Genomic DNA, 26,857 nt, shown 5'->3' on the forward strand with positions numbered 1-26,857 from the left:
CCGCGGGATGGAGCAGCCCGGTAGCTCGTCAGGCTCATAACCTGAAGGTCGTAGGTTCAAATCCTACTCCCGCAACCAACACCACAATCGCAACAAACCCCCCATAACCGACGCGGGGATTTTTATGTGCGCTGCATAGCGCCAATCTTACGAAAAGGGCCGCGGATCTCGATGATCCGCGGCCCTTTTGCATTCTGGCTGTTTGCCGCTCAGTACAGCGCGTCGAGCCGCTCGCCATAGACCTGCTTGAGCACATGGCGGCGGATCTTCAGGCTCGGCGTCAGCTGCTCGTTCTCGATCGTGAACGGGCCGTCGGCGATGATGAACTTGCGGATGCGCTCGATCACCGAGAGGTCCTTGTTCACTCGCTCGACCGCCGCGCCCAGCGCAGCCTTGTAATCCGGATTGTGCGCCAGCGACTTGAAGTCGCACTTCTCGGCGTTCTTCGCGCACCATTCCTGGGTCCATTCGGGATCGGGCACGATCACCGCGGTCATGTACGGCCGCTTGTCGCCCGCGATCATGGCCTGGACGATCTCGCTCTGGAGAGTCAGCATGCCCTCCACCTTTTGCGGCGCGACATTGTCGCCCTTGTCATTGACGATGATGTCCTTCTTGCGATCGGTGATCTTGATCCGGCCGCGTTCGTCGATGATGCCGATGTCGCCGGTGTGGAGCCAGCCGTCTTTCAGGACACGTGCCGTCTCCTCGTCGTTGCGCCAATAGCCGTGCATCACCAATTCGCCGCGCACGAGGATCTCGCCATCGGGAGCGATCTTCACTTCGACACCCTCCAGCGGCGGGCCGACCGTGTCCATCTTGAGACCCGCGCGGGGGCGGTTGCACGAGATCACCGGGGCGCTCTCGGTCTGGCCATAGCCTTGCAGGAAGGTCAGCCCGAGCGACTGGAAGAAGATGCCGACTTCAGGATTGAGCGGTGCGCCGCCCGAGACCATCGCCTTGATTCGCCCGCCGAACTTCTTCGCCAGCTTGGGTTTGATCGTGGCGTTGAGGACCAGGCTCATCGTGCCGTCGCCCAGCGCATAGCTGCCCGTGGCGCGGCGGCCGCCGATCGCCATCGCGCGATCGAGCAGGAAGTTGGCGAGCTTGCCCTGCTTTTCCACCTGTTTGACGATGCGGGTGCGCAGCACTTCGAAGAGGCGCGGCACCACGACCATCAGCGTCGGGCGGACTTCCTCGATGTTCGAGGCGAGCTTCTCGAGCCCTTCGGAATAATAGATTTGCGCGCCCAGCCCGATCGGGAAGAACTGGCCGCCGGTATGCTCATAGGCATGGCTGAGCGGCAGGAAGCTGAGGAACACTTCGTCGTCCCAGCCGAAATCCTCCGAGATGACGGCGCAGCAACCCTCGACATTGTGGAGGATCGCGCCGTGATGCTGCATCACCCCGCGCGGCGCGCCGCCGGTGCCGCTGGTGTAGATGATGCAGGCCGTGTCCTCGCGCTTGAAGGTCACGTTCTTCGCGAATTCCTGCGGGTCGACGGCATTCTCGGCGATCAGCGCGCGGAAATCGTGGAAGTCCATGCTGCCGGGCTGGCCGGCGCGAACATCGTCGATCCCGATCACGATCCGCGCCGAGGAGGCGCGCAGCGCCGCCGGGAGCAGCACCTTGGCCAGTTTGGTCGTCGAGACGATGATCGCGCAGGCGCCCGAATTCTCGATGATGTGCTGGTGATCGCGCTCGGTATTGGTCGTGTAGGTCGGCACGGTGATGCAGCCCGCGGCCATGATCGCGAGATCGCTGATGCAGAATTCGGGGCGGTTCTCGCTGACCAGCATCACCCGGTCGCCGCGCTTCAGGCCCATTTTCTGCAAGGCGGTGGCGAGGCTCGCCACTTGCCGCGCGGCCTCGGCCCAGCTGGTCGGCTGCCACTCGCCGCCGCTCTTGGTCCACAGGAAGGGGGCATCGCCCTTTTCCGCGGCGCGGGTGAAGAACATCGAAACGAGATTGTCGAACCGTTCGAGCTTGCGGCTCATGCTATTCCTCTTCCTTCCCCTTCGCTCTGTCGGCATCGGGGTTCCGTTACGTGATCCTAGGGTTGCCTTTGCGGGGCCGCAATGCCCGGCGGGCGTGGACGGTGAGGGACAGCTTGGCTATCGCGGACGCACGGCCATGCCCTGTTGCGTATTTGGGAGCTTGTATGAAGGTGATGCGACACGTCCTGGCCGGGTTTGCGGCCCTGTCGCTGGCGTCCTGCGCGACGGTGCAGGACCGCGCGGCGCCGGCTGCGGCTGCGACCGAGGCGCGCAAGGATGCGCAATTCTTCGTGGTTTCGGCCAATCCGCTGGCGACCGAGGCGGGGCTTGCCGTGCTGCGCCGGGGCGGGAGCGCGGTGGACGCGTCGATCGCGGTGCAGGCGATGCTGTCGCTGGTCGAGCCGCAAAGCTCGGGCGTGGGCGGCGGCGCCTTCATGACCTATTTCGATGCGCGCAGCGGCAAGGTGGTCATCTATGACGGCCGCGAGACCGCGCCGGCGGGGGCGAGCGAGGGCATGTTCCTTGGCGCCGACGGCAAGGCGCTGCCGTTCGGGCAGGCGGTACTGAGCGGCCGCGCTACCGGCGTCCCGGGCGCGGTGCGGATGCTGGGCGTGGCGCATGACGCGCATGGCAAGCTGAAATGGAACAGCCTGTTCGGCGATGTCGAGCGCACCGCGCGCGAGGGCTTTATCGTCAGCCCGCGGCTTGCCCGGATGATCGGCGCGAACTTCCCGGAAAATGGCGCGCCCGATGTTCGCGCCTATTTCACCAAGGCCGACGGCACGCTGATGAAGGCGGGCGACCGGCTGTCCAACCCGGCCTATGCCGCGTTCGTGAAGCGGCTCGCCAATGAAGGCGTGAGCGCGCTCTACAAGGGGCCGACTGCCGAGCGGATCGTGGCGCGTACCCGGGCCGCGCCGCTGGGCGGATCGATGACGCTGGCCGATCTGGCCGCCTATCGGCCCGTGAAACGCGAGGCGCTGTGCGGGCCGTACCGCGTCTATCTGGTGTGCGTGCCGCCGCCCCCGTCGAGCGGGGTAGGCCTGCTCCAGCTGATGGCGATCCTCGAGCGCACCGACATCGCGTCGCGCGGGCCGAACGACCCCCAGGCATGGTTCCTCTTCGCGGAGGCGAGCCGGATCATGTATGCCGACCGCGACCGCTATGTCGGCGATCCGGCGTTCGTGACCGTGCCGGTCGCGGGGATGCTCGATCCGGCCTATGTGGCCGAGCGCACGAAGCTGATCGGCGAGACCGCCGGCCCGGCGCCGGTGGCGGGCAGCCCCGCCGGTGCGATGGTGGCCGCGAACGACACGACGCGCGAGCCCGCGGGAACGTCGCACTTCATCGTCGGCGACGCGCAGGGCAATGTCGTGTCGATGACGACCACGGTGGAATCGATCTTCGGATCGGGCCGGATGGTCGACGGATTTTTCCTGAACAACCAGATGACCGATTTCGCGATGCAGCCGCGCGACGCCGAAGGGCGGCTTGCGGCCAATGCCGTCGCGCCGGGCAAGCGACCGCGTTCGTCGATGACGCCTTTGGTGCTGATCGGCGCCGACGGGCGCTTTGCGGGGGCGCTGGGGTCGGCGGGCGGCAATGCGATCCTGCCCTATGTCGCCAAGTCGCTGGTCGGCGCGATCGACTGGAATTTGCCGATGCAGGACGCACTCGCGCTGCCCAACCTGGTCGCGCGCGGGAATGGCTTCAATGGTGAGGTGACCAAGTTCCCGCCCGCGATCCTCGAAGCGCTGCAGGCGCGAGGCATTCGGCTGCTGCCGGGGCAGGGCGAGGATTCGGGGCTGCACGGCATGATCTGGCGGAACGGGCGTTTCGACGGCGGCTATGATCCGCGGCGCGAGGGCAGGGCGATTGCCGAGACGGTGCGCTAAGGGACTGCGCCATCCTTTTTTCCGTTCGTGCTGAGCGTGTCGAAGCACAGCTCTCCTCCTGCCCGTCCAAGAGAGAAGGAGGACTGCCCCTCGACAAGCTCAGGGCGAACGGAATCGAGGTTAACCTAGTGCCGCCACAATCTCCCGCACCAGCCTTGGTCCCTTGAACACCAGCGCGCTATAGACCTGCACCAGCGTGGCGCCGGCATCGATGCGGCGCTTTGCTTCGTCGCCGCTGTCGATGCCGCCCGCGGAAATAAGCGGGAGCGCGTCGCCGGCGATCTCGCGCGCTTCGATCAGTTTGGCGCGCGACAATTCGCGCAGCGGGGCGCCCGATAGACCGCCCGCTTCCCCGGCAAAGCGCGAAGCGAGCGGGGGGCGGGAGATGGTGGTGTTGCTGACGATCAGCGCATCGACATGATTGTCGATCGCGGCTGCAATCGCGCCTTCCAGACCCGCGCGGTCGAGATCGGGCGCGACCTTCAGGAACAGCGGGCGGCGGGTGCCGTCGGCCAAGTGGCGCGCAACGTCCGATGCCGCGAGCAACTCGTCCAGCGCGGGACGCGACTGGAGATCGCGCAGGCCCGGCGTGTTGGGCGAGCTGACGTTGATCGTGACGTAATCGGCCCGCGGCGCGGCCTTGCCGACGCCGAGCGCATAATCGGCGACGCGATCGTCGCTATCCTTGTTCGCGCCGACATTGATGCCGAGGATGCCGTGCCGCGTGCCCAGCTTCGCGATACGCGCCAGCGCTGCGTCGATCCCTTTATTGTTGAAGCCCATGCGGTTGATCACCGCTTCGTCCTCGGTCAACCGGAACAGGCGCGGCCTGAGGTTGCCGGGCTGGGGACGGGGAGTCAGCGTGCCGACTTCGACCGATCCGAAGCCGAGTCCGAACAGGCCGGCGATCGCCTCCGCGTCCTTGTCCATGCCTGCCGCGAGGCCCACCCGATTGGGGAAAACCAGCCCCGCGAGGGTAACAGACGCGGATCGCACCATATTGGAATGAAAATTTATTCCCAGCGCACCGGCGACGCGCAGCGCCTTTATGCTAGTGCGATGAGCGCGTTCTGGGTCGAGCGCGAAGAGGATCTGGTGCGGTTTCAGCGGCATCGCCTCGCCCTTCGCACTGCGTGCTTCGCCCGTCAAAGCCCCATTTCCGCGAGGTTTCTGATGGAATGTCGAATTCGTCCAAGACGAGCCTCCGGGGAAACGCGTAGGACATGAATGCGACCCGAGGGTCCCGCTGAACGGGGGGATCCTTTCTTCTAAGGCCCGGCCGGCTTGCTGGCCGGGCCTCTTTTCTTCGGGGCGGCCCTCAGTCATACCCAAATTGAGCAGGCTGGCACCTGCGTGTGGGGGTTCATATGCGGGGCGCAGCGCGACCGGCCGAACAGATCGCGCCATGAGCGCGGCGGGGCCGGACATCGAATTCTATCAGCCGACAGGGGCGCTGATGCCCTTCGTCGAATCCTTCTATCTGTTCCGCTACGACGCGGCGTCGATCGACGGTGTCGAGCGCGTCGACATGGGGCAGATCCGCTTCATGCTGAAGGGCGAAGGCGTACTGACCTTTCCCGATGGCCATTCGGAGCCGTCGCTGCCGGTGATGGTCAATGGCGCGGGCACGGGCGCGGCCTCCTATCATGTCGACGGACCGTTCCACTGTTTCGGCGTGTCGTTGCGCGCGATCGGATGGAAGGCGCTGATCGGGCTGCCCGCGCATGAAGTGGCGGATTCGATCCTGAACGGTGCTGACGTGTTCGGGCCGGAGGCGCTGGCGATCCTGGAGACGCTGCGCGGCCTGACGCGGCTGGACGAGATGATCGCCGCGGTCGAACCGTTCCTGCTCGCGCGCCGCCGCAAGGTGCCGCCGGCGCATCTCGCGCTGGCCCGTGCCGTGCGCGAATGGGCGGCCTCGGGCGAGCCGGGGATCGATGCGCTGTACCGGCTGGTGCCGATGGGGCCGCGCCAGGCGACCCGGCTGTGCAACGAATATTTCGGCGGACCGCCCAAGCATCTGGAGCGCAAGTTCCGCGCGATCCGTGCCGCGATGCAGATCTATCAGGGCGTCGATCCGCGCGAGGCGGCCGAGCCGTTCGCCGACCAGCCGCACATGATCAAGGAGATCAAGCATTTCACCGGCCACACCCCGACCACGCTGAAGGCGGGGATCGATCCGGTGCTGGCGGTGACGCTGGACAATGAGACGTTTCATTTCCTGCCGGATGTGATCCCGGAATCGGTTGACGGATAGGGCGAGAGCGACCACATGGCCAATCGGAACGATTTGTTCCGATTTGAGAATTGTTCGCAACAAGCCGTAGCGCTGTTGCGCGGAGGCCAACGGAACCCGCATGCGTTTGTCTGCCCAGACCGACTATGCCGTCGTGATGCTATCCGCCGCCGCACGCCATTGCGGCGTCAGCGGGCGGCTGAATGCGACGCTGCTGGCCGACGAGACCGGGCTGCCGCTGCCGACGGTGCAGAAGCTGGTCAGCCATTTGTCGCGCGCGGGCCTGATCGAAAGCACGCGCGGCACCGGCGGCGGCTTCCGCCTTGCCCGGCCGCCCGCCGCGATCAGCCTGGCCGATATCGTCGAAGCGATCGAAGGCCCGATCGCGCTCACCTCATGCTCGGATGGCGGCAAGCAGGATTGCTGTATCGAGCAGAGCTGCCGCGTGAAGCCGCACTGGACCAACGTCAACGGCGCCGTTCGCGGCGCGCTTGCGGGCGTGACGCTCGCTTCCCTCTCTACGCAGCCGGAAATCGCCTGATGGCCACCAAGAACGCCGAGGCGCTCGCCGCCGCGAACAAGAAATACGAATGGGGCTTCAGCTCGGACATCGAGCAGGAGTTCGCGCCCAAGGGCCTGTCCGAAGACACCGTCCGCTTCATCTCGGCCAAGAAGAACGAGCCGGAATGGATGCTGGAATGGCGCCTGAAGGCGTATCGCCTGTGGCTGACGATGACGCCGCCGGACTGGGCGAAGCTCAACGTGCCGCCGATCGATTACCAGGACGCCTATTACTACGCCGAGCCCAAGGCCAAGCCGAAGCTGGGCTCGCTCGACGAAGTCGATCCCGAGATCCTTCGGGTGTACGAAAAGCTGGGCATTCCGATCGAGGAGCAGAAGGTGCTCGCCGGCGTCGAGGGCAGCCGCAAGATCGCGGTGGACGCGGTGTTCGACAGCGTGAGCGTCGCCACCACGTTCCGCGCCGAGCTTGAAGCCGCGGGCGTCATCTTCCGCTCGATCAGCGAGGCGATCCGCGAATATCCCGATCTGGTGAAGAAGTGGCTCGGCAAGGTCGTGCCGCAGCATGACAATTACTTCGCGGCGCTCAACTGCGCGGTCTTCAGCGACGGGACCTTCGTCTATATCCCGGAGGGCGTGCGCTGCCCGATGGAGCTGAGCACCTATTTCCGCATCAATGCCGAGAATACCGGCCAGTTCGAACGGACGCTGATCGTCGCCGACAAGGGCGCCTATGTCTCGTACCTCGAAGGCTGCACCGCGCCGATGCGCGACGAGAACCAGCTGCATGCCGCGGTGGTCGAGCTGGTCGCGCTGGACGATGCCGAGATCAAATATTCGACCGTCCAGAACTGGTATCCCGGCGACGAGGACGGCAAGGGCGGCATCTACAACTTCGTCACCAAGCGCGCGCTGTGTCAGGGGAAGAACAGCAAGGTTTCGTGGACGCAGGTCGAGACCGGCTCCGCGATTACCTGGAAATACCCCAGCTGCGTGCTGGCGGGCGAGAATAGCGTCGGCGAATTCTATTCGGTGGCGGTGACCAACAATCGCCAGCAGGCCGATACCGGCACCAAGATGATCCATCTGGGCAAGAACAGCCGCTCGACCATCGTGTCGAAGGGGATCAGCGCGGGCCGCAGCGACAACACCTATCGCGGCCTTGTCCGCGTCGGGCCGACCGCGGAGAATGTCCGCAACTTCACCCAGTGCGACAGCCTGTTGCTTGGCGACCAGTGCGGCGCGCATACCGTGCCCTATATCGAAGTGCGCAATCCTTCGGCCCAGATCGAGCATGAGGCGACCACCTCGAAGATCAGCGAGGACCAGCTATTCTACGCGATGCAGCGCGGGCTGGATCAGGAAGCCGCCGTGGCGCTGATCGTCAACGGCTTCGCCAAGGAAGTGCTGCAGCAGCTCCCGATGGAATTCGCGGTGGAAGCGCAGAAGCTGCTGGGGATCTCGCTCGAGGGGAGCGTGGGGTGAGGGCGCTGGCTCTGGCCGTTTCCCTTCTCCTGCCCGGCGCTGCCTGGGCGCAGGATGCCGGTGGCGTGGAGGACGAACCGGTCGAGGAAATCGTCGTGCGCGCCACCTTCGGCCACACGACGATGCTGTTCGACAAGACCGCTGACGGGAAGCTGCGCAACTGCCGGATCATGGTCTCCAGCGGCAGCCAGAAGCGCGACACCGATGCCTGCAAGGCGACGCCGGTCTGCTACGAAAAGACGCGCGACGAAGTGAGCGATTGCGTCGAGCTGACCGCGCTGGAACAGGCCGCGATCGTCATCCCCGCGCCGGCGCCGGACGCCAGGGCCGAAGGCGGGCTGCAGACCTTCACCATGCCGACGCTGGTGAAGCCGGTGGCGCCGGTTTCTCCCACCGCGATCGGCCCGGTTACCGGCGGCGAGGCCAGCCGTGAGACCGAACGGCAGCGGGTGAAGCTGCCCGAATTGCCGAAGGCGCCGACCGACGGCCCCGTCATCAGGCTGAGCAACGGCCAGGATCAATGAACCGCCCCCGCGCGGCAAACACAGTTGGATTGAATGCTTAGAATCGAAAACCTCCACGCCGAAGTCGACGGCAAGGCCATCCTGAAGGGGCTGACCCTCACCGTGAATGCGGGCGAGGTGCACGCAATCATGGGACCGAACGGCGCGGGCAAATCGACGCTCGGCTATGTGCTGGGCGGCCGGCCGGGCTATGAAGTGACCGGCGGTTCGGTGAATTTCGACGGGATCGACCTGCTCGAACTCGGCGCGCACGAGCGGGCGGCGGCGGGGCTGTTCCTCGGCTTCCAGTATCCGGTCGAGATCCCGGGCATTTCCAACGTCCAGTTCCTGCGCGAAGCGCTCAATTCGCAGCGCCGCGCGCGCGGCGAAAATCCGCTGTCGGGCGGCGAGTTCCTGAAGATCGCGCGGGCGCAGGCCGAAGCGCTGGGCATGGACATGGAAATGCTCAAGCGGCCGGTGAATGTCGGCTTCTCCGGCGGCGAGAAGAAGCGCAACGAGATGGTGCAGATGGGGATCATCGATCCCAAGTTCGCGATCCTCGACGAGACCGATTCCGGGCTCGACATCGATGCGCTGAAGGCGGTGGGCGAAGGCATCAACCGGATCATGCGCGCGCCGGACAAGTCGGTGCTGCTGATCACCCATTATCAGCGCCTGCTCGATTATGTGAAACCGGACGTGGTGCATGTGCTGGCCGATGGCCGCATCGTGAAGACCGGCGGGCCGGAACTGGCGCTGGAGCTGGAAGCCGAGGGTTACGGAGCGGTGGCGGCGTGAGCGAGGGCCTCGTTCTCGACGCGCCGGTGAAGGAAGACTGGCGCTGGTTCGACGCCGCACCGCTCGATGCGCTCGCCGCGTCGCCGCGCGGCGCTGCGCCCGACGTCGCCCATCTGTGGCTAGACGTGGCGGGGCCGCGTCTGCTGTTCGTCGACGGCGCGTTCGATGCGCAGGCGAGCGCACCGGGGCCGCTGGCTGTCTCTGCCGCGCCGATCATGACGCGCGCCAATCCCTATACCGGGCGGGCCAGTGCCGAGGCGCAGGCGGGCTATGTCCTGTATCTCAAATCGGAAGCCGCGCTCGACGGCCCGATTCAAGTGATTCACGCTACCACCGGCGGCGTCGCGCATCTTTCGAATAAGATCGTGCTGATGTCCGGGGCGGTCGCTTCGCTGGTCGAAACACATGTCGGCGCGGGCTGGAGCAATGCGAGCCTCTGGATCGAACTGGCCGAAGGCGCGCGGCTGATGCGTGCGGTTCGCGTTTTGAAGGGCGGCGGTGCGCATACCGATTATGTTTCGGCGGAAGTCGCCAAGGCGGCCAGCTTCACCAGCACCGCGCTGGTGGCGGGATGCCGCACCGCGCGGATCGAGGCGCAGGTGCTGCTGTGCGGCGAAGGCGCCTATGGCGAGGCGGGCGGCGCGCTGCTGACGCGCGGCGACGAGAATGTCGATGCCGCGACCGTGCTCGACCATGCGATGCCCGAAGGCACGAGCCGGCAGGTGTGGCGCGCCGTGGCAGCCGATCTGTCCACCGCCAGCATGGCGTCGCGTGCGCAGGTCCGCCGCGATGCGCAGAAGACTGATGGCGAGCAATCGCTGCGCGGCCTGCTGCTCAAGCGCACCGCGACGGTGAATCTGAAGCCCGAGCTTGAGATTTTCGCCGACGACGTGAAGTGCGCGCATGGCGCGACGGTGGGCGAACTCGACAAGCGGGCGCTCTTCTATCTCGAAAGCCGCGGCATCCCGGAACCCCGCGCCAAGGCGCTGCTGACGCACGCGTTTGTCGGCGATGCGCTCGACCGGATCGGCGACGAGACGGTGCGCGAGGCCTTCGCGGCGGACGCCGAGGCATGGTTGGAGGCGGCGCTGTGAGCCTGCGCTTTCCTAATTGGATTTCGCCTGAAAGGGTCGCAGCGATGCTGACCGTTCCACTCGATGCCGGCGCCCGCCGATGCGTGTCTTTCGCGGCCGATCGGGGCGGAGTGTTTTTTCGCGATATTGGTGTCAACCATGTCAACCGGCTGAGCGAGGTACTGGCATGAATATCGCGCTCGATACCCGCCCGCTCGACCTGCTCGCCGATTTCCCGGCGATCCCCGAAGGCTGGGCCTATCTCGATACCGCCGCGACCGCGCAGAAGCCGCGTCCGGTGATCGATGCGATCCATCGCGGCTATGGCGAGACCTATGCCACGGTCCATCGCGGCGTCTATCAGCGCTCGGCGGACATGACCTACGCGTTCGAGGCCGCGCGCAATCGCGTCGCGAAGTTCATCGGCGGCAAGCCCGAGGAAACGATCTTCGTCCGCGGCGCGACCGAGGGGATCAATCTGGTCGCGCAGTGCTGGGCCGGATCGCAGCTGAACGCGGGCGACCGCATCCTGCTCTCCACGCTCGAGCATCACAGCAATATCGTGCCGTGGCAGATGGTCGCGGAGAAGGTGGGCGCGGAGATCGACGTGATCCCGCTGACCGCCGATCAGCGGATCGACCTTCATGCGATGGAAGCGATGCTGACCGAGCGGCACAAGCTGGTCGCGCTGGCGCATGTCTCCAACGTGCTCGGCGCGACGCTCGATGCGAAGCGCGCGGCGGACCTGGCGCATGCGGTGGGCGCGAAGCTGTTGCTCGACGGTTGCCAGGCCGTGCCGCGCATGCCCGTCGACGTCGCCGCGATCGGCTGCGACTTCTACGTCTTCTCGGGCCACAAGCTCTACGGGCCCACCGGAATCGGCGTGCTGTGGGGCCGCTATGAGCTGCTCGACGCGATGCCCCCCTATCAGGGCGGCGGATCGATGATCGACCGCGTGACTTTCGCGAAGACGACCTACGCCCCGCCGCCGGGACGGTTCGAGGCGGGGACGCCGCATATCGTCGGGGTGCTCGGGCTGCATGCCGCGTGCGACTATGTCGACGGGATCGGGCTGGAGCGCATTCATGCGCACGAGGCCGCGCTGGTTCGCATGGCGCGCGAGGCGCTGTCGTCGATCAACAGCGTCCGCCTTTATGGCCCCGAGGATAGCGCCGGCATCGTCTCTTTCGTGGTGGAGGGGGTGCATCCGCACGATGTCGCCACCATCTTGGACGAAGGGCAGGTCGCGATCCGCGCCGGGCATCATTGCGCGCAGCCGCTGATGGATGCGCTGGGCGTGCCCGCCACGGCGCGGGCCAGTTTCGCGGTCTATAACGGACCAAAGGATATCGAGGCGCTGGTGAAGGGCGTCGAACGCGTAACGAGGATTTTCGGGTGAACGAGCAACCCAAATTTGAAGTCGAGGAAGTCGAGTCGGTCGAGGCTCCGGCCAAGGCGCGCGTCGAGGATGCTTCCGCATCCCCCCGCGAGACGTTCGAGCGTAAGCGCGACTATCTCGAAGGTTTCCTCTCGCAAAAGCCTGCGGCCGATCCGGTCGGGGGCGAGGGCGGTGCGCTGCAGGCGGCGATCGTCGAGGCGTTGAAGGAAATCTACGATCCGGAAATTCCGGTGAACATCTATGACCTTGGCCTGATTTACAGCGTCGAAGTCACCGATGACGGGCACGCAGTCGTCAACATGACGCTCACCACGCCGCATTGTCCGGTGGCGGAATCAATGCCGGGCGAAGTCGAGCTTCGCGTCGGATCGGTGCCCGGCGTCGGCCATGCCGAAGTCAATCTGGTGTGGGATCCCGCCTGGGACCCGAGCAAGATGACCGACGAGGCCAAGCTGGAACTGGGCATGTTGTGAAAACGTCCCCTCCCGCGAACGGGAGGGGCCAGTTGAGAGGCGTCGTTGGAGCGGGAGGGCTCCCGTGACGAACCGGGTTTCGCCCGGATTTTAGGAAGCGACCATGACCGAGATCAAAACCCGCGCCCGTCCTGCAGCGCTGAATCTGACCCCGTCGGCGGAGCAGCGCATCGCCGATCTGATGGCGAAGGCGCCAGAGGACGCGATCGGCGTCAAGCTCTCGACCCCGCGCCGCGGCTGTTCGGGGCTGGCCTATTCGGTCGACTATGTCAGCGAAGCCAAGCCCTTCGACGAACGGATCGAGACGCCCGGCGGCACCTTCTTCGTCGATGGCGCGTCGGTGCTCTACCTCGTCGGATCGACGATGGACTGGGTGGAAGACGATTTCACCGCGGGATTCGTGTTCAACAATCCCAACGCCAAGGGCGCATGCGGATGCGGCGAGAGCTTCACGGTGTGAACGGCTGAAACGCCTTCTGCCCCACATAATTGCCGGGCGGGGAATAGCGGCAGACCAGATAGTCGGTCGTCGCGCTGCTTGCGACCGCGCAGCCGATGTCGGTGGTGGTGGACCAGGCCATCTGGGTGTAGTGACCCACGTCCGACCATTTGCCGGTCGTGCTGTTATTGGGTGACGGCGCGTCGCGATAATAGCGTTTCTCGTCGAGCCAGGCCTGCGCCATCTCGGCAAAGCCATAGCCGCCGCGCGTACCGGCCCACAGATTTTCCCCCTGATTGTTGCGCGCGGTCGAATGTTCGAACCGCCCCGTCCGCGCCATCCATTCGGCATGGGTGCGGGCATCGGCGGCAAGGCCCTCGTTCCATTTCAGGCGGGGAACGCCAAGCTGGCGCCGCTCGCCATTATGGACCGACAGCATCGCATCGCGCAGCGAACCCGACTGCGACGGCGCCGCGCCCGGAAGCATGAGCATCGCGGCGAGCGGGAGAAGGAAGTTGCGCATCGGCGCAGGCTAACATTGGCGGGGCGGCGAAGGCCAGAAGTTCAATCCGCCTCGGGCCCGACCGTTGCGGCATAGGCCTCCAGCGCGGCGAGCGCGTCCTGCCAGCGGGCGAGCTGGACATCGCGTGCGGTTTCGCTGGGAAAGTTGCGATGCGTGACGGTGATCTCCGTCAGTTCGCCGAGCTGGAGCAACTGGACCACCAGCCGCGACGGCGGAGTGCGTTCGGTTTCCCAGTCGACGATCAGCGCTTCGCCATCGATCACGTCGTGATAGACGCCATAAGTATCGTACCCCGGGCCGCTCGCGGGGCGCACCGGCACCCAGAACCGGCCGCCGGGGCGCGGATCCAGTTGCGCCATCATGGCGCGGCCACCCTTGCCGCCCCACCAGCGCAGGACATGATGCGGCCGGGTCCAGAGTGCGAAGATGGTTTCGGGCGAAGCCTTGAGGCGCAGCAGCAGGGTGAGCCGCGGCGCGACGGGCATCAGGAGAGGCCGTCTGGCGAGGGGATCGGAAGAGAGTCTATCGCGTGTTGCATTGCAGCATTATTCCTTCGCAACTGCGCAATAGCAAGACCCCTGTTCGGGTGGCGTTGTGGAATTGGCGCGGGCGCGGCAGAGGGGACGCAAGAGGAGAATTTCGATGCCGTTCCCGAGCAGCTACGTCGCCGATCCGCAGCGCTATGACGGGCGGATGCCCTATCGGCGCTGTGGCCGGAGCGGGCTGGACCTGCCAGCCATCTCGCTGGGGCTGTGGCAGAATTTCGGGGGCACCGACGTGTTCGAGACCGCGCGGGCCATGCTGTGCCGCGCGTTCGATCGCGGCGTGACCCATTTCGACCTCGCGAACAATTACGGCCCGCCCTACGGATCGGCCGAGGAGACTTTCGGCCGCGTGCTGGCGACCGACTTCGCCGCGCATCGCGACGAACTGGTGATCTCGACCAAGGCCGGCTGGGATATGTGGCCGGGGCCCTATGGCGATGTGGGCGGATCGCGGAAATATCTGATCGCGTCGTGCGACCAGAGCCTGAAGCGGATGGGCCTCGACTATGTCGATATCTTCTATTCGCATCGCGTCGATCCGAAGACTCCGCTGGAAGAGACGATGGGCGCGCTCGCGCAGATCCACCGGCAGGGCAAGGCGCTGTATGTCGGCATCTCAAGCTACTCGCCCGAACTGACCCGCCGCGCCGCCGCGATCCTGGCGGAGGAGCGGGTGCCGCTGCTGATCCACCAGCCGAGCTATTCGATGCTCAATCGCTGGGTGGAGAATGGGCTGCTCGATACGCTGGGTGAGATCGGTACCGGGTGCATTGCCTTTTCCCCGCTGGCGCAGGGGATGCTGACCTCGAAATATCTCGGCGGCGTGCCGGAAGATGCGCGCGCGTCGAAGGGCGGATCGCTCGGCCAGCGGCTGCTGACCGACGACAATCTGGCGCGGATCCGCGGACTGAACGAGATTGCCGCCACGCGCGGGCAGACGCTGGCGCAAATGGCGATCGCATGGGTGCTGCGCGATCCGCGCGTCACTTCGGCGCTGGTTGGCGCACGTACCGTGCAGCAGCTCGACGATTCGCTCGATGCTGTGAAGAATCTTGCCTTCAGCGATGAAGAATTGGCGGCGATCGATCGTTTTGCCGGGGAAGGCGGGATCGATTTGTGGAAGGTCTCGTCAACGCTGGAAGCATTGCCATGAGCGTCGCATTTCGCCGCGAAAGCGACGAGGAGCATAAGGAACCCCGGTTCGAGCTGCCCCTGCCGGCCGGACCGAACATGGTCACGGCGCGCGGACCTGCGCTGATCGCAGCGAAGGTCGTGGAGATCGAAGCGGCGATCGAAACCGAGACCGTGGAGGAAGCGCGCGAACTGCTGAAGCGCGAGCTGCGTTACTGGCATACGCGGCAATCGACCGCCGAAATCGCGCCGGTGCCCGAGGAGGATGTGGTGGGGATCGGCTCGCGCGTCCGCATCCGGCTGGCCGGCAGGGAGCGGGTGATCGATATCGTCGGGCATGACGAAGCCGATCCGGCGGCGGACCGTATCGCTTTTCAGGCGCCGCTGGCGAAGGCCCTGATCGGGGCGGAGGCCGGGGAGCTTGTCGACTTCAACGGAAAGGCCGAAGCGATCGAGATTCTCGCGACCGAAGCCATTCCCGGCTGAGGGGCTGCGAAGCACTTCTATCTTGCCGGGTCTTCGCGGACGCAGCATAGCCGGGGCAGGTTGTGGGGACCCGGACTTTGCGCATCGCGATCATCGACGAACGCGGACTGCGCGCGACGATCCTTGAAGAAGGGCTTCGCGAGGCGGGGTTCGACGACATCGAAGTGGTGCCGCCGACCGGCGCGTTCGTCGCGCGGCTGGAGCGGATGGCGCCCGATGTGGTGCTGATGAACCTCGGCAACCCCAGCCGGGATTCGCTTGAGGAAATGCTGGCGGTCAGCCGGGCGCTGGCGCGGCCGATCGCGATGTTCGTCGATCAGAGCGACGACGACATGATCGGCGCGGCGATCGATGCCGGGGTCTCGGCCTATGTCGTGGACGGGCTGCGCAAGGACCGGGTGAAGCCGATCCTCGATCTGGCGATCCGCCGCTTCCATGCCTTTTCCAAGCTTCAGGCCGAACTCGACGAAGCGCGCACCGAACTGGCATCGCGCAAGGCGATCGACCGGGCCAAGGCGATCCTGATGGAGAGCCGCGGGCTGAGCGAGCCCGATGCCTATGCCCTGCTGCGTACCACCGCGATGAATCAGGGCCGCCGCGTCGTCGATGTCGCCGAGGCGCTGATCACCGCCGCATCCTTGCTTGGAGGCAAGCCATGATTCCGCTGTCGATCGCGTTCCTGCCGCTGACCGACAGCGCCCCGATCGTGGCCGCCGCCGAGCTGGGCTTTGCCGAGGCCGAGGGGATCGCGCTCAATCTGGTGCGCGACACGAGCTGGGCGACGGTGCGCGACCGGCTGGTCTATGGGCAGGTGCAGGCGGCGCATCTCCTCGCGCCGCTGGCGGTGGCGGTGACGCTGGGGCTGAGCCAGACGCCGTGCGCGATCGCCGCGCCGTTCAAGCTCAACGACAATGGCAATGCGCTGACTTTGTCCGCCGAGTTTGCCGCCGCGCTCGATCCCGCGCCGCGCAACCGGATCGACGATCCCGTCGCCACTGCGCACGACTTCGCCGCAGCGATCGGGCTGCATTTCCGCAAGCCCGTGATAGGCATCGTCCATCGCTTTTCCAGCCATGCGCTGATGTTGCGTTACTGGCTGGGCTTTGCCGGGGTGAACCCGGATCGCGACGTGACGCTGCGCGTCCTCCCGCCCTCGCTGATGACCGAAGCGCTGCGCGCGGGCGAGATTGACGGCTTTATCGCCGGCGAGCCGTGGAGCAGCGTCGCGGTGAACGAAGGGCTGGGCGAGATCGCCGCGGTCGGTGTCAATATCTGGAAGCGCGGCGTCGAAAAGGTGCTGGCGACCCGCGCCGACTGGGCCGAAGCCAATCCGGACGCGCTCGACCGGCTGGTCCGCGCGCTGTCGCGGTCGGCGGCATGGTGCGACGATCCGGCGAACCGCGAGGCGTTGGCCGAATTGCTGTCGCGTCCGGCCTATGTCGGGCAATCCCGGGCGCTGATCGCGCAGGCGCTGGCCGGGCGGATGCCGCTGCGGCAAGGCGCGGAGCCGGTCGATATTCCCGATTTCCTCGTTTTTCACCGCGGTGCAGCGAACTTTCCGTGGCGCAGTCAGGCACTGTGGATCTACTCGCAGTTCCTGCGCTGGGGGATGGTCGATCCAAGCCCCGAATCGGAGCGTGCGGCGGCTGACGTGTTTCGCTCCGATCTTTACCGCCGTGCACTTGCAGGGGAGGGAATCCCGATGCCCGGCGCTAGCATGAAGGTGGAAGGCGCGACCGGCACACCGCTTGGCGCGGGCAGCCATATGGGCAGCTTAACCCTTGCCCCCGATCGCTTTTTCGATGGCCGGACCTTCGATCCGGAAGCGATTCCGGCCTATTTGCGAGCGCTCGAAATCCGCCGGGACGATTGATTATTTTGCACTTGCGAAGAGAATCGCTTCGCGTCAGCCTTTAGGGGTCGCCCAGGGACGGGGAGACGTCACCGGAAGGTTTGGCCGATGAAGGCCTGACATTCCATCAGACGACAGCAAAGCCGCTGTCCGATCACCGCCCGGGGGGCGGCAGGTCGGAGGCGGCTTTTTTCGTGCCTGCGTGGCACTGGGGAGCGCGGCGAAATGAAGATTACCGAAATGGTGCAGGAGGGCTTCGCCTATGCGGGCGGCGGCTGCGACATCGAGCCACGGCCGGTGCGAGCCAAATCGGCCTTCTGGAGCAGCGGGCATACGCCGACGCTGATCGCGGCCTTTCTCTATTTCGATCTGGCCTTCATGGTATGGGTCCTGCTCGGGCCGCTCGCGCCGGAGATCGCCAAGACGCTTCACCTGACTGCCGCCGAGAAAGGCCTGATGGTCGCTACGCCGACGCTGGCCGGAGCGATCCTGCGCGTGGTCAACGGCCTGCTGGTCGACCGGATCGGGCCGAAGCGTTCGGGCGCGATCAGCCAGGTGATCGTGATCGCGGGGCTGCTTTTCGCCTGGGGCATGGGGGTCAACAGCTTTGCCGGCACGCTGGCGTTGGGCGTGATCCTGGGCTTTGCCGGGGCGAGCTTCGCGATCGCGCTGCCGCTGGCCAGCCGCTGGTATCCGCCCGAGCATCAGGGCAAGGCGATGGGGCTGGCCGGGATGGGCAATTCGGGCACGGTGTTGGCCGCGCTCTTCGCGCCGACGCTGGCGAAGCTGTTCGGCTGGAACGCAGTGCTGGGCCTTGCCTGCATACCGCTGTCGATCGTGTTCGTCGCCTATATGCTGATGGCGAAGGATCCGCCCAACGCGCCCGCGCCGAAGCGGCTGATCGAATATTTCGAGCCGCTCAAGCGCGCCGATGCGTGGTGGTTCATGGGCTTCTATGCCGTGACCTTTGGCGGGTTCGTCGGCCTTGCCGCCTCGCTCACCATCTATTTCACCGACCAGTTCGGGCTGAGCACGGTGATGGCCGGATATTGCACCGCCGGCTGCGTGTTCGCGGGGTCGCTGGTGCGGCCGATGGGCGGGGCGCTGGCCGATGCGATCGGCGGCGTAAAGACGCTGAGCGCAGTGTTCGTAGTGGCGGCGCTCGCGCTGGCCGGGGTCAGCGGCGCGCCGACCGTTTCGACCGCGCTGGGTCTGTTCGTGATGGCGATGCTGGCGCTGGGCGCTGGCAACGGTGCGGTGTTCCAGCTGGTGCCGCAGCGCTTTGCCAGCGAGATCGGCGTTATGACCGGGCTGGTCGGCATGGCCGGGGGCGTGGGCGGCTTCTACCTGGCCTCCTCGCTGGGGATCGCGAAGCAGTTCACCGGTACCTATCAGCCGGGTTTCCTCATCTTCTCCGGACTGGCGTTGCTGGCCTTCGCCGGCCTGGCACTGGTCAAGACGCGGTGGCGGAACAGCTGGGCTGCCGCCGAAGGCGTCCGCATCTGACGAGGGTGGCGCGGGCGGGCTTTCGTCCCTGTCCGCGCCCGACAGGGGAGCTACAATGAAATTCGCAATCGCAACGGTGGCCGCGCTGGCCGCCGCAGGGCCGGCTTGTGCCCAGACTATCGTCCTCAAGCCACTGATCGAAGCGCGGCTGCGTGGTGAAATGGTCGATCAGACGGGGATCGCGGATCATGGCGACGCAGTGACGTTGCGGGTCCGTGCCGGGGTTTCCGCGACGCGCGGCAAATTGAGTGTGCTGGCCGAAGCGCAGGGCAATCTGGCCATCGTCGATCGCTACTATGACGGGCTGCACGGCGCGGCGACGCGGCCGCTGGTCGGCGATCCGGAGAATGTCGCGCTGTATCGTGCGCAGCTCCAGTATCGCAGCAAGCCGCTGACCGTAACCGTCGGCCGCCAGCGGATCGCGCTGGACGACGAGCGGTTCGTCGGTTCGGTCGCCTTTCGCCAGAATGGGCAGACGTTCGACGCGGTGCGGGTCGAATGGACCGGGGTGCCGAAGCTGAAGGCCGACGTCAGCTACGCCTGGGGCGTGCGGACCATCTGGGGCGTCGAAGGGAACGGCGCGCGGCAGCAGGCGGTATCGGGCGACAATGTCTTCGCCAATCTCAGCTATGCCTCGCCGATCGGGACGGTCACCGGCTTCGCCTATCTGGTCGATCAGGACGAAGCCGCGGTGCAGGGATTCCGCTTGTCGAGCCAGACCTATGGCGGGCGGATCTCTGGCACGCAGAAGGTCGGCAAGGCGAAGTTGGGGTACCAGCTGAGCTATGCGCGACAGCAGGAGCTGAACCGCAATCCCAACCGCTATGCTGCCAGCTACTATCTCGCCGAGGGGAGCATCGACATCGCGCCGGTGCGGCTGTCGGCCGGGTATGAAGTGCTGGGGGCCGATCGCGGCGTCGCGCTCACTTCGTTCCAGACGCCGACGGGGACCTTGTTCAAGTTCAACGGCTGGGCCGACAAGTTCCTGACTACCCCGCCCGATGGTCTGCGCGACCTGTACGCGACGATTGGTTTCACCGCGAGAAAGCCGGGCATCACGCTTCAGGCAAGCTACCACCGCTTCGAAAGCGACCGGCTCGTTCGGCACTATGGCGACGAGATCGATCTGCTCGCGAGCATGAAACTGGGCCGCTACACCTTCTCGGCGCGCTATGCGCAGTACGACGCCGATCTGTTCGCCACCGACACGCGCAAGGCTTGGCTCCAGATCGACTGGGCGTTCTGAGTTGATGTTGCAGTGCAAAAATAACACTTGAACAGCGCGGCGCGACTCAGCATCATGCGACTCATCGGGCAAGGATGTCCGAACGGAACATAGCCATCACTCTCAGGGACGGGAGCCGGTGGTGCATCGAACGGGACTTCCCGTTCAGGGTGATTGGCAAGGCCGCCATGCAGGCATCTTCTTCGGAAGGTGACCCGCATGGCGGCCTTTTCGCGTTTGGAGCAGGCGAGATGGAGCTTTCGGGGACGGACTGGAGCAGCGAGGCAGCGGAGGGCGTGCCCGGCGTGCCGCCGCAGCGCGAGCATCTGGTGGTGATCGGCAACGGCATGGCCGGGTGCCGCGCGGTCGAGGAACTGCTGGCGCGCGATGCGGGCCGTTACCGCGTCACCATCTTCGGCGCCGAGCCGCATGTGAACTATAACCGGATCATGCTGTCGCCGGTGCTCGCCGGGGAGAAGTCGTTCGAGGACATCATCCTCAACACCCACCAATGGTATCGCGACAACGGCATCGAACTGATCGCGGGCGATGCGGTGGTGTCGGTCGACCGGGCGGCGAAGCGGGTTACGGCAGCCTCGGGACGCAGCGTCGCCTATGACCGGCTGCTGATCGCGACCGGTTCCGATCCGTTCATCATCCCGTGCCCGGGCCACACGCTCGACGGCGTTATCAGCTTCCGCGACATGCATGATGTCGACCGGATGCTGGCCGCAGCCGATGCGGGCGGCGACGCGGTGGTGATCGGCGGGGGGCTGCTCGGCCTCGAAGCGGCGCATGGCCTGAGCCTGCGCGGCATGAAGGTCACGGTACTGCATCTGATGCCGACACTGATGGAGCGGCAGCTCGACGAAGCGGCCGGCTGGCTGCTCAAGACGGCGCTGGAAGCGCGCGGGCAGACGATCCTGACCGGCGCGGACACCGCCGAGATCCTTGGCGACGGCAAGGTCGAGGGCGTCCGGCTGAAGGACGGCACGACGATCCCGGCGAGCATCGTGGTGATGGCGGTGGGCATCCGGCCCAATGTGAAGCTGGCGCGCGAGGCCGGGCTGGCGATCGGGCGCGGCATCCATGTCGACGATCATATGGTGACGTCGGACCCCGCGATCCTCGCGGTGGGCGAGTGCGTCGAGCATGACGGCAATGTCTATGGTCTGGTCGCGCCGCTGTTCGACATGTGCCGGGCGCTGGCCGACGGGCTGGTCGAGAAGCATAGCGGCTATCGCGGGTCGGTCACCTCGACCAAGCTGAAGGTCGCGGGGCTCGACGTCTTTTCGGCGGGCGATTTCTCGGGCGGCGACGGCGCGGAGGACATCGTGCTGCGCGACGCATCGCGCGGGGTGTACAAGCGCGTGATCGTGAAGGACGACCGGATCGTCGGTGCGGTCCTCTATGGCGATACGGGCGACGGCGGCTGGTATTTCGACCTGCTCAAGCGGCAGGAGGATGTGTCCGAACTCCGCGACCTGCTGATCTTCGGTCAGGCCTTCGCCTCGGGAGGGGGCGCGGCGGACCCTAAGGCGGCCGTTGCAGCGCTCTCGGACGATGCCGAGATTTGCGGCTGCAACGGCGTGACCAAGGGGCAGGTCGTCGCTTGCATCGACAAGGGCGCGTGCAGCCTCGATGCGGTTCGCGCGGGGTGCAAGGCATCGGCGAGCTGCGGGTCGTGCACCGGGCTGGTCGAGACGCTGCTGGCGGTGACGCTGGGCGACGCGGTCCAGTCGGGACCGAAGACGATGTGCAAATGCACCGGCTTCGGCCATGACGATGTCCGCCGCGAGATTGTCGCGCAGGATATGCGCTCGATCCCCGAAGTGATGCAGAAGCTGCACTGGAGCACGCCCGACGGCTGTTCCTCGTGCCGCCCCGCGCTCAATTACTATCTGCTGTGCGCACTGCCCGGCGACTATGTCGACGATCAGCAGAGCCGCTTCGTCAATGAGCGGATGCACGCGAACATCCAGAAGGACGGCACCTATTCGGTCGTCCCGCGCATGTGGGGCGGCCTGACCAACCCGCGCGAGCTGCGCGCGATCGCCGACGTGGTCGAGAAGTTCAACGCGCCGATGGTGAAGGTCACCGGCGGGCAGCGGCTCGATATCTTCGGAATCAAGAAGGAGGATCTGCCCGCGGTGTGGGCCGATCTCAACGCGGCGGGCATGGTTTCCGGCCATGCCTATGGCAAGTCGCTGCGCACGGTGAAGACCTGTGTCGGCTCCGAATGGTGCCGCTTCGGCACGCAGGATTCGACCGGGCTGGGCGTCAAGATCGAGCATATGACCTGGGGCAGCTGGATGCCCCACAAGTTCAAGATCGCGGTCTCGGGATGCCCGCGCAACTGCGCCGAAGCGACGATCAAGGATTTCGGCGTGGTGTGCGTCGACAGCGGCTATGAGCTGTCGGTCGGCGGCAATGGCGGCATCCATGTCCGCGCCACCGATTTCCTCTGCAAGGTCGCGACCGAGGCGGAGGCGATGCATTACTGCGCGGCGTTCATCCAGCTCTACCGCGAGGAAGCTCGCTATCTGGAGCGAACCGCGCCGTGGATCGAGCGGGTTGGCGTCGATTATGTGAAGGCGCGCATCGCCGACGATGCCGAGGGCCGCGACGCGCTGGCCGGGCGGTTCCTCTATTCGCAGAGCTTCAGCCAGGACGATCCCTGGGCCGAGCGCGCCTCCGCCCACGTCCAGCACGCGCACATGGCCGAATTCCATCCCGCCAAAGCCCTTACGGACGGAGAACCCGCATGACCGCAGACTGGCTCGATATCGGCTGGCTCGAACAGATCCCGGTTCGCGGATCGCGCACCGTGCCGGTCGCGGGGGGCGAGGAAATCGCGGTGTTCCGCACCGGCGACAATCAGGTGTTCGCGCTGGTGAACCGCTGCCCGCACAAGGGCGGCCCGCTCAGCCAGGGCATCGTCCACGGCCACAGCGTCGCCTGCCCGCTGCACAACTGGAACATCGCGCTGAAGACCGGCGAGGCGCAGGGCGAGGACAAGGGCTGTACGCCGGTGGTGCCGGTGAAGATCGTGAGCGGGCGCGTGTTGATCTGCCGCAGTTCCGCGCTGAAGGCAGCGGCGTGAGGGGAAACACTTCTTCTCCCTCTCCCCGCTTGCGGGGAGAGGGCCGGGGAGAGGGACCTGCCGCAGGTTCATGGCACTTGCCCCTCTCCCGGCCTGGCTTCGCTCAGCCGCCCTCTCCCCTGAAGGGAAGAGGGAAATGAGCATCCGCACCACCTGCGCCTATTGCGGGGTCGGTTGCGGGATCGTCGCGACTGTTACCGGCGAGCGTTCGGTCGAGATCAGGGGCGATGCGGACCACCCCGCGAACGGCGGGCGGCTCTGCTCGAAGGGCACGCATCTGGGCGAGACGACCAGCCTCGAGGGGCGGTTGCTGTATCCTGAGATCAACGGCAAGCGCGCGAGCTGGGACAAGGCGCTCGATCTGGTGGCGAAGCGGTTTCGCGACGCGGTTGTGCAGCATGGGCCGAACAGCGTCGCCTTCTACGTTTCGGGCCAGTTGCTGACCGAGGATTATTACGTCGCGAACAAGCTGATGAAGGGCTTCATCGGATCGGCGAACATCGACACCAATTCGCGGCTGTGCATGTCGAGCGCGGTTGCCGGGCATCTGCGCGCGTTCGGCGAGGATGTGGTGCCGGCGAGCTATGACGATCTCGACGCGGCGGACCTGATCGTGCTCGTCGGGTCGAACACCGCATGGTGCCACCCGATCGTCTATCAGCGGATCATGGCCGCCCGCGCGGCGCGCGGCGCAAAGCTGGTGGTGATCGATCCGCGCCGCACCGAGACGTGCGAGGACGCCGACCTGCATCTGGCGATCCGCCCGGGCAGCGACGTCGCCCTGTTCAACGGCCTGCTCGCGCATTGCCGCGAGGCGGGCATCATCGATCCTGCTTACCTGTCCCAAAGCGTCGACGTCCCCGACGACTTTTGGGAGAAGGTGGGAGAGGAGAGCGACCTGTGGTCGGTGGCGAGGGCGTGTGACGTCCAACCTGCCGACCTCAGGCGCTTCTTCGATCTGTTCGCGGCCAACCCGCGGGCCGTGACGATGTTCAGCCAGGGGGTGAACCAGTCGCTGCGCGGCACCGATCAGGTGAATGCGATCACCAATGTCCACCTCGCCACCGGCCGCATCGGCAAGCCCGGCGCGGCGCCCTTCTCGATCACCGGCCAGCCCAATGCGATGGGCGGGCGCGAAGTGGGCGGGCTGGCGTCGACGCTGGCGGCGCACATGGATTTCGCAGCCGAAAATGTCGTGCGCGTCGCGCGCTTCTGGGGTGCCGAAGCGGTCGCGCCCAAACCGGGGCTGAAAGCCGTCGATCTGTTCCGCAGCATCGCCGAGGGGCGGATCAAGGCGCTGTGGGTGATGGCGACCAATCCCGCCGTGTCGATGCCCGATGCCGGCGCGGTGCGCGAGGCGCTGGCGGCGTGCCCATTCGTCGTCGTGTCGGACTGTATCGCCGATACCGACACCAGCCGCTTCGCGGATGTGAAGCTGCCGGCCGCCGGATGGGGCGAGAAGGACGGGACGGTCACCAATTCGGAGCGGGTGATCAGCCGTCAGCGCCGGTTGTTCGCGCTGCCCGGCGAAGCGAAGCCCGACTGGTGGATCGTCAAGGAAGTCGGCCGCCGCATGGGCTGGACCGGCGAGTTCGCCTATAGCCGTCCGGCGGACATTTACCGCGAACATGCCCGCCTTTCGGCCTACCAGAATGGCGGGACGCGGCTGTTCGACATCGGGCGGCACTCGGCGATCTCCAACGCCGACTATGAAGCGATGGCGCCGTGGCGCTGGGGCGGACAGCCGTTCGCGGACGGGCGTTTCCCGACTCCGTCCGGCCGCGCGCGGCTGGTGCCGGTGGCGCAGGCACCGTTGCCCGCGCCGCTCGTCAACTGGCCGATGACGCTGAACACCGGGCGGTATCGCGACCAGTGGCACACGATGACGCGCACCGGCCTGTCGCCCAGGCTCGGCAGCCATCGGCGCGAACCTCTGGTCGAGATACATCCCGAGGATGCCGATGCGCTGGGCATCGCCGAGGGCGATCTGGCTCGGGTCTCGACACCGCAGGGCGTGAGCGTGTTTCGCGCGACGCTGAGCGACGGGCAGCGGCGTGGGGAAATCTTCACGCCGATCCACTGGACCGATCGCCAGTCCACCGGCGGTCGCACGGGCCTGTTGCCGCGTCCGCTGGTCGATCCGCATTCGGGACAGCCGGGGTTCAAGTCGACGCCGGCCAAGGCCGAGCGCGTCGCTGTCGAATGGCGCGGCTTTCTCGTCACGCGCGACGATCCCGGCGCGATCGACGCGCTGTGGGCGACGCGCATCCGCGTGGCGCAGGGCTGGCTGGTCGAGCTGGCGGGCGAGGGCGATCCGGCGCGGCTGATCCGCCAGTTGTTGCCCAAGGGCGAGCGGATCGAGACCGTCGACGCCGCGCGCGGGCAGATGCGGCATGCGGTGGTCTCCGGCGGGCGCCTGATCGCGGCGCTGTACCTCTCGCGGACGGGCAGCCTGCCGCCGCGCGACTGGCTGATCGCGCAACTGGCCGAAGCTGCTGCGCCGTCGCCGATCGAACTGCTCGCGGGACGCTCCGCCGCGCCCGCGCCAGATCACGGGCCGATCGTGTGCGTGTGCTTCGATGTGGGGATGAAGACGATCCTCGCGGCGATCGGCGCGCAGCAACTCACCACGGTCGAAGCGGTCGGCGGCGCGCTGTCGGCGGGCACCAACTGCGGATCGTGCCGCCCGGCTATCCAGCGGCTGATCGGACAAAGCAAGGAGACCGCGCATGGCTGACGAAATCGCGCTGGGGGAAGTCTGGCTGGTCGGGGCGGGTCCCGGCGATCCCGATCTGCTGACCCGCAAGGCCGAGCGGCTGATCCGCGCGGCGAGCATCGTCTTCTATGACGCGCTGGTCGGGCCCGGTGTGCTCGACCTGATCCCGCCGCATGTGCGCCGCCTCGCGGTGGGCAAGCGTTCGGGGCGGCATTCGAAGGATCAGGGCAGCATCAACGACCTGCTGCTCGCCGCCGCGCAGGATGGCGAGCGGGTGGTGCGGCTGAAGGGGGGTGACCCCTCGGTCTTCGGGCGGTCGGCCGAGGAGATGGCGCATTTGCGCGCCGAGGGAATTTCGGTGCGCATCTGCCCCGGCATCACCGCGGCCAGCGCTGCGGCGGCGAGTGCTGGCGTGTCGCTCACCCTGCGCGGCCTTTCGCGGCGGCTCCAGTTCGTGACCGCCCATGCCCGCGCGGGCGAGGCGCTGGCGCTCGACTGGTCCGCGCTGGCAGATCCGGGGGCGACGCTGGCGGTCTATATGGGCCGAGAAGCTGCGCGCGACGTGGCGCGCCAGTTGATGGCGAAAGGGATGCCGGCCCAAACGCCGGTGCTGATCGCCGCGAATGTCAGCCTGCCCGACGAGCGGCTGTTGTTCACGCGCCTCGACCTGCTCCACCTCGGCGTCACGTCGATCGCCAGCGGCAGCCCGGCGCTGTTGCTGGTGGGCGAAGCGGTCGGCGCCGGGGACCGCAGTGGCGCGATGGCGCGGCAACACAGCGAGGCCGTAACGCAATAGGACCGGTCCGCCCGGGCGGGAGGGGTCAACGCGTTTTCGCGTAGCCCTCAAGATATTCACGCGCGTGATAGTGAGTGTTGACATTCGCTGCGCGGCCATGCAGCTTGACCCTCGTAGCGACCGGCATTCACGATCGGCGCTCGCTGGGAGAGAACGC

The 26,857-nt window shown here is 66.4% G+C and carries 24 protein-coding genes and 1 tRNA gene; 21 read left to right on the forward strand and 4 right to left on the reverse strand.

Annotated elements, in window-relative coordinates:
- Nucleotide 1 precedes the first annotated feature (1 nt).
- Nucleotides 2–78 (forward strand) — tRNA-Met (locus HHL13_RS20725).
- 131 nt (nt 79–209) lie between these two features.
- Here the strand turns inward: HHL13_RS20725 and HHL13_RS20730 are convergent.
- Nucleotides 210–1,997 carry an AMP-dependent synthetase/ligase gene (locus tag HHL13_RS20730; RefSeq protein ID WP_169557890.1) on the reverse strand — a complete coding sequence of 596 codons (1,788 nt, stop codon included), beginning with the start codon at nt 1,995–1,997 and terminating at the stop codon, nt 210–212.
- Between the two features lie 164 nt (nt 1,998–2,161).
- On the opposite strand from HHL13_RS20730, the gene HHL13_RS20735 reads away from it, so the two are divergent.
- Nucleotides 2,162–3,892, forward strand: coding sequence for a gamma-glutamyltransferase family protein (locus HHL13_RS20735; protein WP_169557891.1), 1,731 nt, complete (start codon nt 2,162–2,164; stop codon nt 3,890–3,892).
- Nucleotides 3,893–4,012: 120 nt separating this feature from the next.
- Here the strand turns inward: HHL13_RS20735 and HHL13_RS20740 are convergent, their stop codons facing one another.
- On the reverse strand, nt 4,013–5,005 hold the full coding sequence (locus HHL13_RS20740; RefSeq protein ID WP_169557892.1) for a quinone-dependent dihydroorotate dehydrogenase: 993 nt from the start codon (nt 5,003–5,005) through the stop codon (nt 4,013–4,015).
- Nucleotides 5,006–5,297: 292 nt separating this feature from the next.
- Here HHL13_RS20740 and HHL13_RS20745 point away from each other — a divergent pair, with 292 nt between their 5' ends.
- The 9 genes from HHL13_RS20745 to HHL13_RS20785 all read left to right on the forward strand — a co-directional run bounded on the left by HHL13_RS20745 (nt 5,298) and on the right by HHL13_RS20785 (nt 12,838).
- Entirely contained in the window at nt 5,298–6,149 is an 852-nt protein-coding gene (locus tag HHL13_RS20745; RefSeq protein WP_169557893.1) for a helix-turn-helix transcriptional regulator, read from the forward strand.
- Between the two features lie 100 nt (nt 6,150–6,249).
- The gene (locus HHL13_RS20750; RefSeq protein ID WP_169557894.1) at nt 6,250–6,669 is read left to right on the forward strand and encodes an SUF system Fe-S cluster assembly regulator; all 420 of its coding nucleotides are present in this window, start codon (nt 6,250–6,252) and stop codon (nt 6,667–6,669) included.
- A complete protein-coding gene (sufB, locus tag HHL13_RS20755; protein ID WP_169557895.1) occupies nt 6,669–8,132 on the forward strand; it encodes a Fe-S cluster assembly protein SufB in 1,464 nt (487 codons plus the stop codon). Before HHL13_RS20750 ends, sufB begins: the two co-directional genes overlap by 1 nt.
- Entirely contained in the window at nt 8,129–8,656 is a 528-nt protein-coding gene (locus HHL13_RS20760) for a hypothetical protein (protein WP_169557896.1), read from the forward strand. The genes sufB and HHL13_RS20760 overlap by 4 nt, the downstream gene beginning before the upstream one ends.
- Before the next feature lie 33 nt (nt 8,657–8,689).
- The gene (gene sufC / locus HHL13_RS20765) at nt 8,690–9,433 is read left to right on the forward strand and encodes a Fe-S cluster assembly ATPase SufC (protein ID WP_169557897.1); all 744 of its coding nucleotides are present in this window, start codon (nt 8,690–8,692) and stop codon (nt 9,431–9,433) included.
- Complete coding sequence (locus HHL13_RS20770) at nt 9,430–10,527, forward strand: SufD family Fe-S cluster assembly protein (RefSeq protein WP_346775618.1); 1,098 nt, start codon at nt 9,430–9,432, stop codon at nt 10,525–10,527. Before sufC ends, HHL13_RS20770 begins: the two co-directional genes overlap by 4 nt.
- A gap of 166 nt (nt 10,528–10,693) precedes the next feature.
- The gene (locus tag HHL13_RS20775; RefSeq protein WP_169557898.1) at nt 10,694–11,905 is read left to right on the forward strand and encodes a cysteine desulfurase; all 1,212 of its coding nucleotides are present in this window, start codon (nt 10,694–10,696) and stop codon (nt 11,903–11,905) included.
- On the forward strand, nt 11,902–12,378 hold the full coding sequence (locus tag HHL13_RS20780) for an SUF system Fe-S cluster assembly protein (RefSeq protein WP_169557899.1): 477 nt from the start codon (nt 11,902–11,904) through the stop codon (nt 12,376–12,378). The genes HHL13_RS20775 and HHL13_RS20780 overlap by 4 nt, the downstream gene beginning before the upstream one ends.
- 103 nt (nt 12,379–12,481) lie before the next feature.
- Nucleotides 12,482–12,838, forward strand: coding sequence for an iron-sulfur cluster assembly accessory protein (locus tag HHL13_RS20785; protein WP_169557900.1), 357 nt, complete (start codon nt 12,482–12,484; stop codon nt 12,836–12,838).
- On the opposite strand, the gene HHL13_RS20790 is transcribed toward HHL13_RS20785, so the two are convergent.
- On the reverse strand, nt 12,828–13,340 hold the full coding sequence (locus HHL13_RS20790) for a CAP domain-containing protein (protein ID WP_169557901.1): 513 nt from the start codon (nt 13,338–13,340) through the stop codon (nt 12,828–12,830). The genes HHL13_RS20785 and HHL13_RS20790 overlap by 11 nt on opposite strands.
- 41 nt (nt 13,341–13,381) lie before the next feature.
- Nucleotides 13,382–13,825, reverse strand: a complete 444-nt coding sequence (locus tag HHL13_RS20795) for an SRPBCC domain-containing protein (protein ID WP_169557902.1) — start codon at nt 13,823–13,825, stop codon at nt 13,382–13,384.
- Nucleotides 13,826–13,982: 157 nt separating this feature from the next.
- Between HHL13_RS20795 and mgrA the strand changes: the two genes are divergently transcribed.
- The 10 genes from mgrA to cobA all read left to right on the forward strand — a co-directional run bounded on the left by mgrA (nt 13,983) and on the right by cobA (nt 26,700).
- Nucleotides 13,983–15,038, forward strand: coding sequence for an L-glyceraldehyde 3-phosphate reductase (gene mgrA / locus HHL13_RS20800; RefSeq protein ID WP_169557903.1), 1,056 nt, complete (start codon nt 13,983–13,985; stop codon nt 15,036–15,038).
- Complete coding sequence (locus HHL13_RS20805) at nt 15,035–15,502, forward strand: GreA/GreB family elongation factor (protein WP_169557904.1); 468 nt, start codon at nt 15,035–15,037, stop codon at nt 15,500–15,502. The genes mgrA and HHL13_RS20805 overlap by 4 nt, the downstream gene beginning before the upstream one ends.
- Before the next feature lie 77 nt (nt 15,503–15,579).
- Nucleotides 15,580–16,161, forward strand: a complete 582-nt coding sequence (locus HHL13_RS20810) for an ANTAR domain-containing protein (protein WP_169557905.1) — start codon at nt 15,580–15,582, stop codon at nt 16,159–16,161.
- Entirely contained in the window at nt 16,158–17,375 is a 1,218-nt protein-coding gene (locus HHL13_RS20815) for a CmpA/NrtA family ABC transporter substrate-binding protein (protein ID WP_169557906.1), read from the forward strand. The genes HHL13_RS20810 and HHL13_RS20815 overlap by 4 nt, the downstream gene beginning before the upstream one ends.
- A gap of 219 nt (nt 17,376–17,594) precedes the next feature.
- Entirely contained in the window at nt 17,595–18,860 is a 1,266-nt protein-coding gene (locus tag HHL13_RS20820; RefSeq protein ID WP_169558161.1) for a nitrate/nitrite transporter, read from the forward strand.
- A gap of 55 nt (nt 18,861–18,915) precedes the next feature.
- A complete protein-coding gene (locus tag HHL13_RS20825; RefSeq protein ID WP_169557907.1) occupies nt 18,916–20,106 on the forward strand; it encodes an alginate export family protein in 1,191 nt (396 codons plus the stop codon).
- A gap of 230 nt (nt 20,107–20,336) precedes the next feature.
- A complete protein-coding gene (nirB, locus tag HHL13_RS20830) occupies nt 20,337–22,853 on the forward strand; it encodes a nitrite reductase large subunit NirB (protein ID WP_169557908.1) in 2,517 nt (838 codons plus the stop codon).
- Nucleotides 22,850–23,188: a nitrite reductase small subunit NirD gene (gene nirD / locus HHL13_RS20835; protein WP_169557909.1), complete on the forward strand. Its 339-nt coding sequence runs from the start codon at nt 22,850–22,852 to the stop codon at nt 23,186–23,188. Before nirB ends, nirD begins: the two co-directional genes overlap by 4 nt.
- 136 nt (nt 23,189–23,324) lie before the next feature.
- Nucleotides 23,325–25,925, forward strand: coding sequence for a nitrate reductase (locus tag HHL13_RS20840; protein ID WP_169557910.1), 2,601 nt, complete (start codon nt 23,325–23,327; stop codon nt 25,923–25,925).
- Nucleotides 25,918–26,700 (forward strand): uroporphyrinogen-III C-methyltransferase, encoded by a 783-nt coding sequence (gene cobA / locus HHL13_RS20845; protein WP_169557911.1) that lies wholly within the window; start codon nt 25,918–25,920, stop codon nt 26,698–26,700. Before HHL13_RS20840 ends, cobA begins: the two co-directional genes overlap by 8 nt.
- Nucleotides 26,701–26,857 lie beyond the last annotated feature (157 nt).

Origin of the sequence: Sphingomonas sp. G-3-2-10 (genome assembly GCF_012927115.1) — a bacterium.
In the GTDB taxonomy this organism is placed as follows: Bacteria; Pseudomonadota; Alphaproteobacteria; order Sphingomonadales; family Sphingomonadaceae; genus Sphingomonas.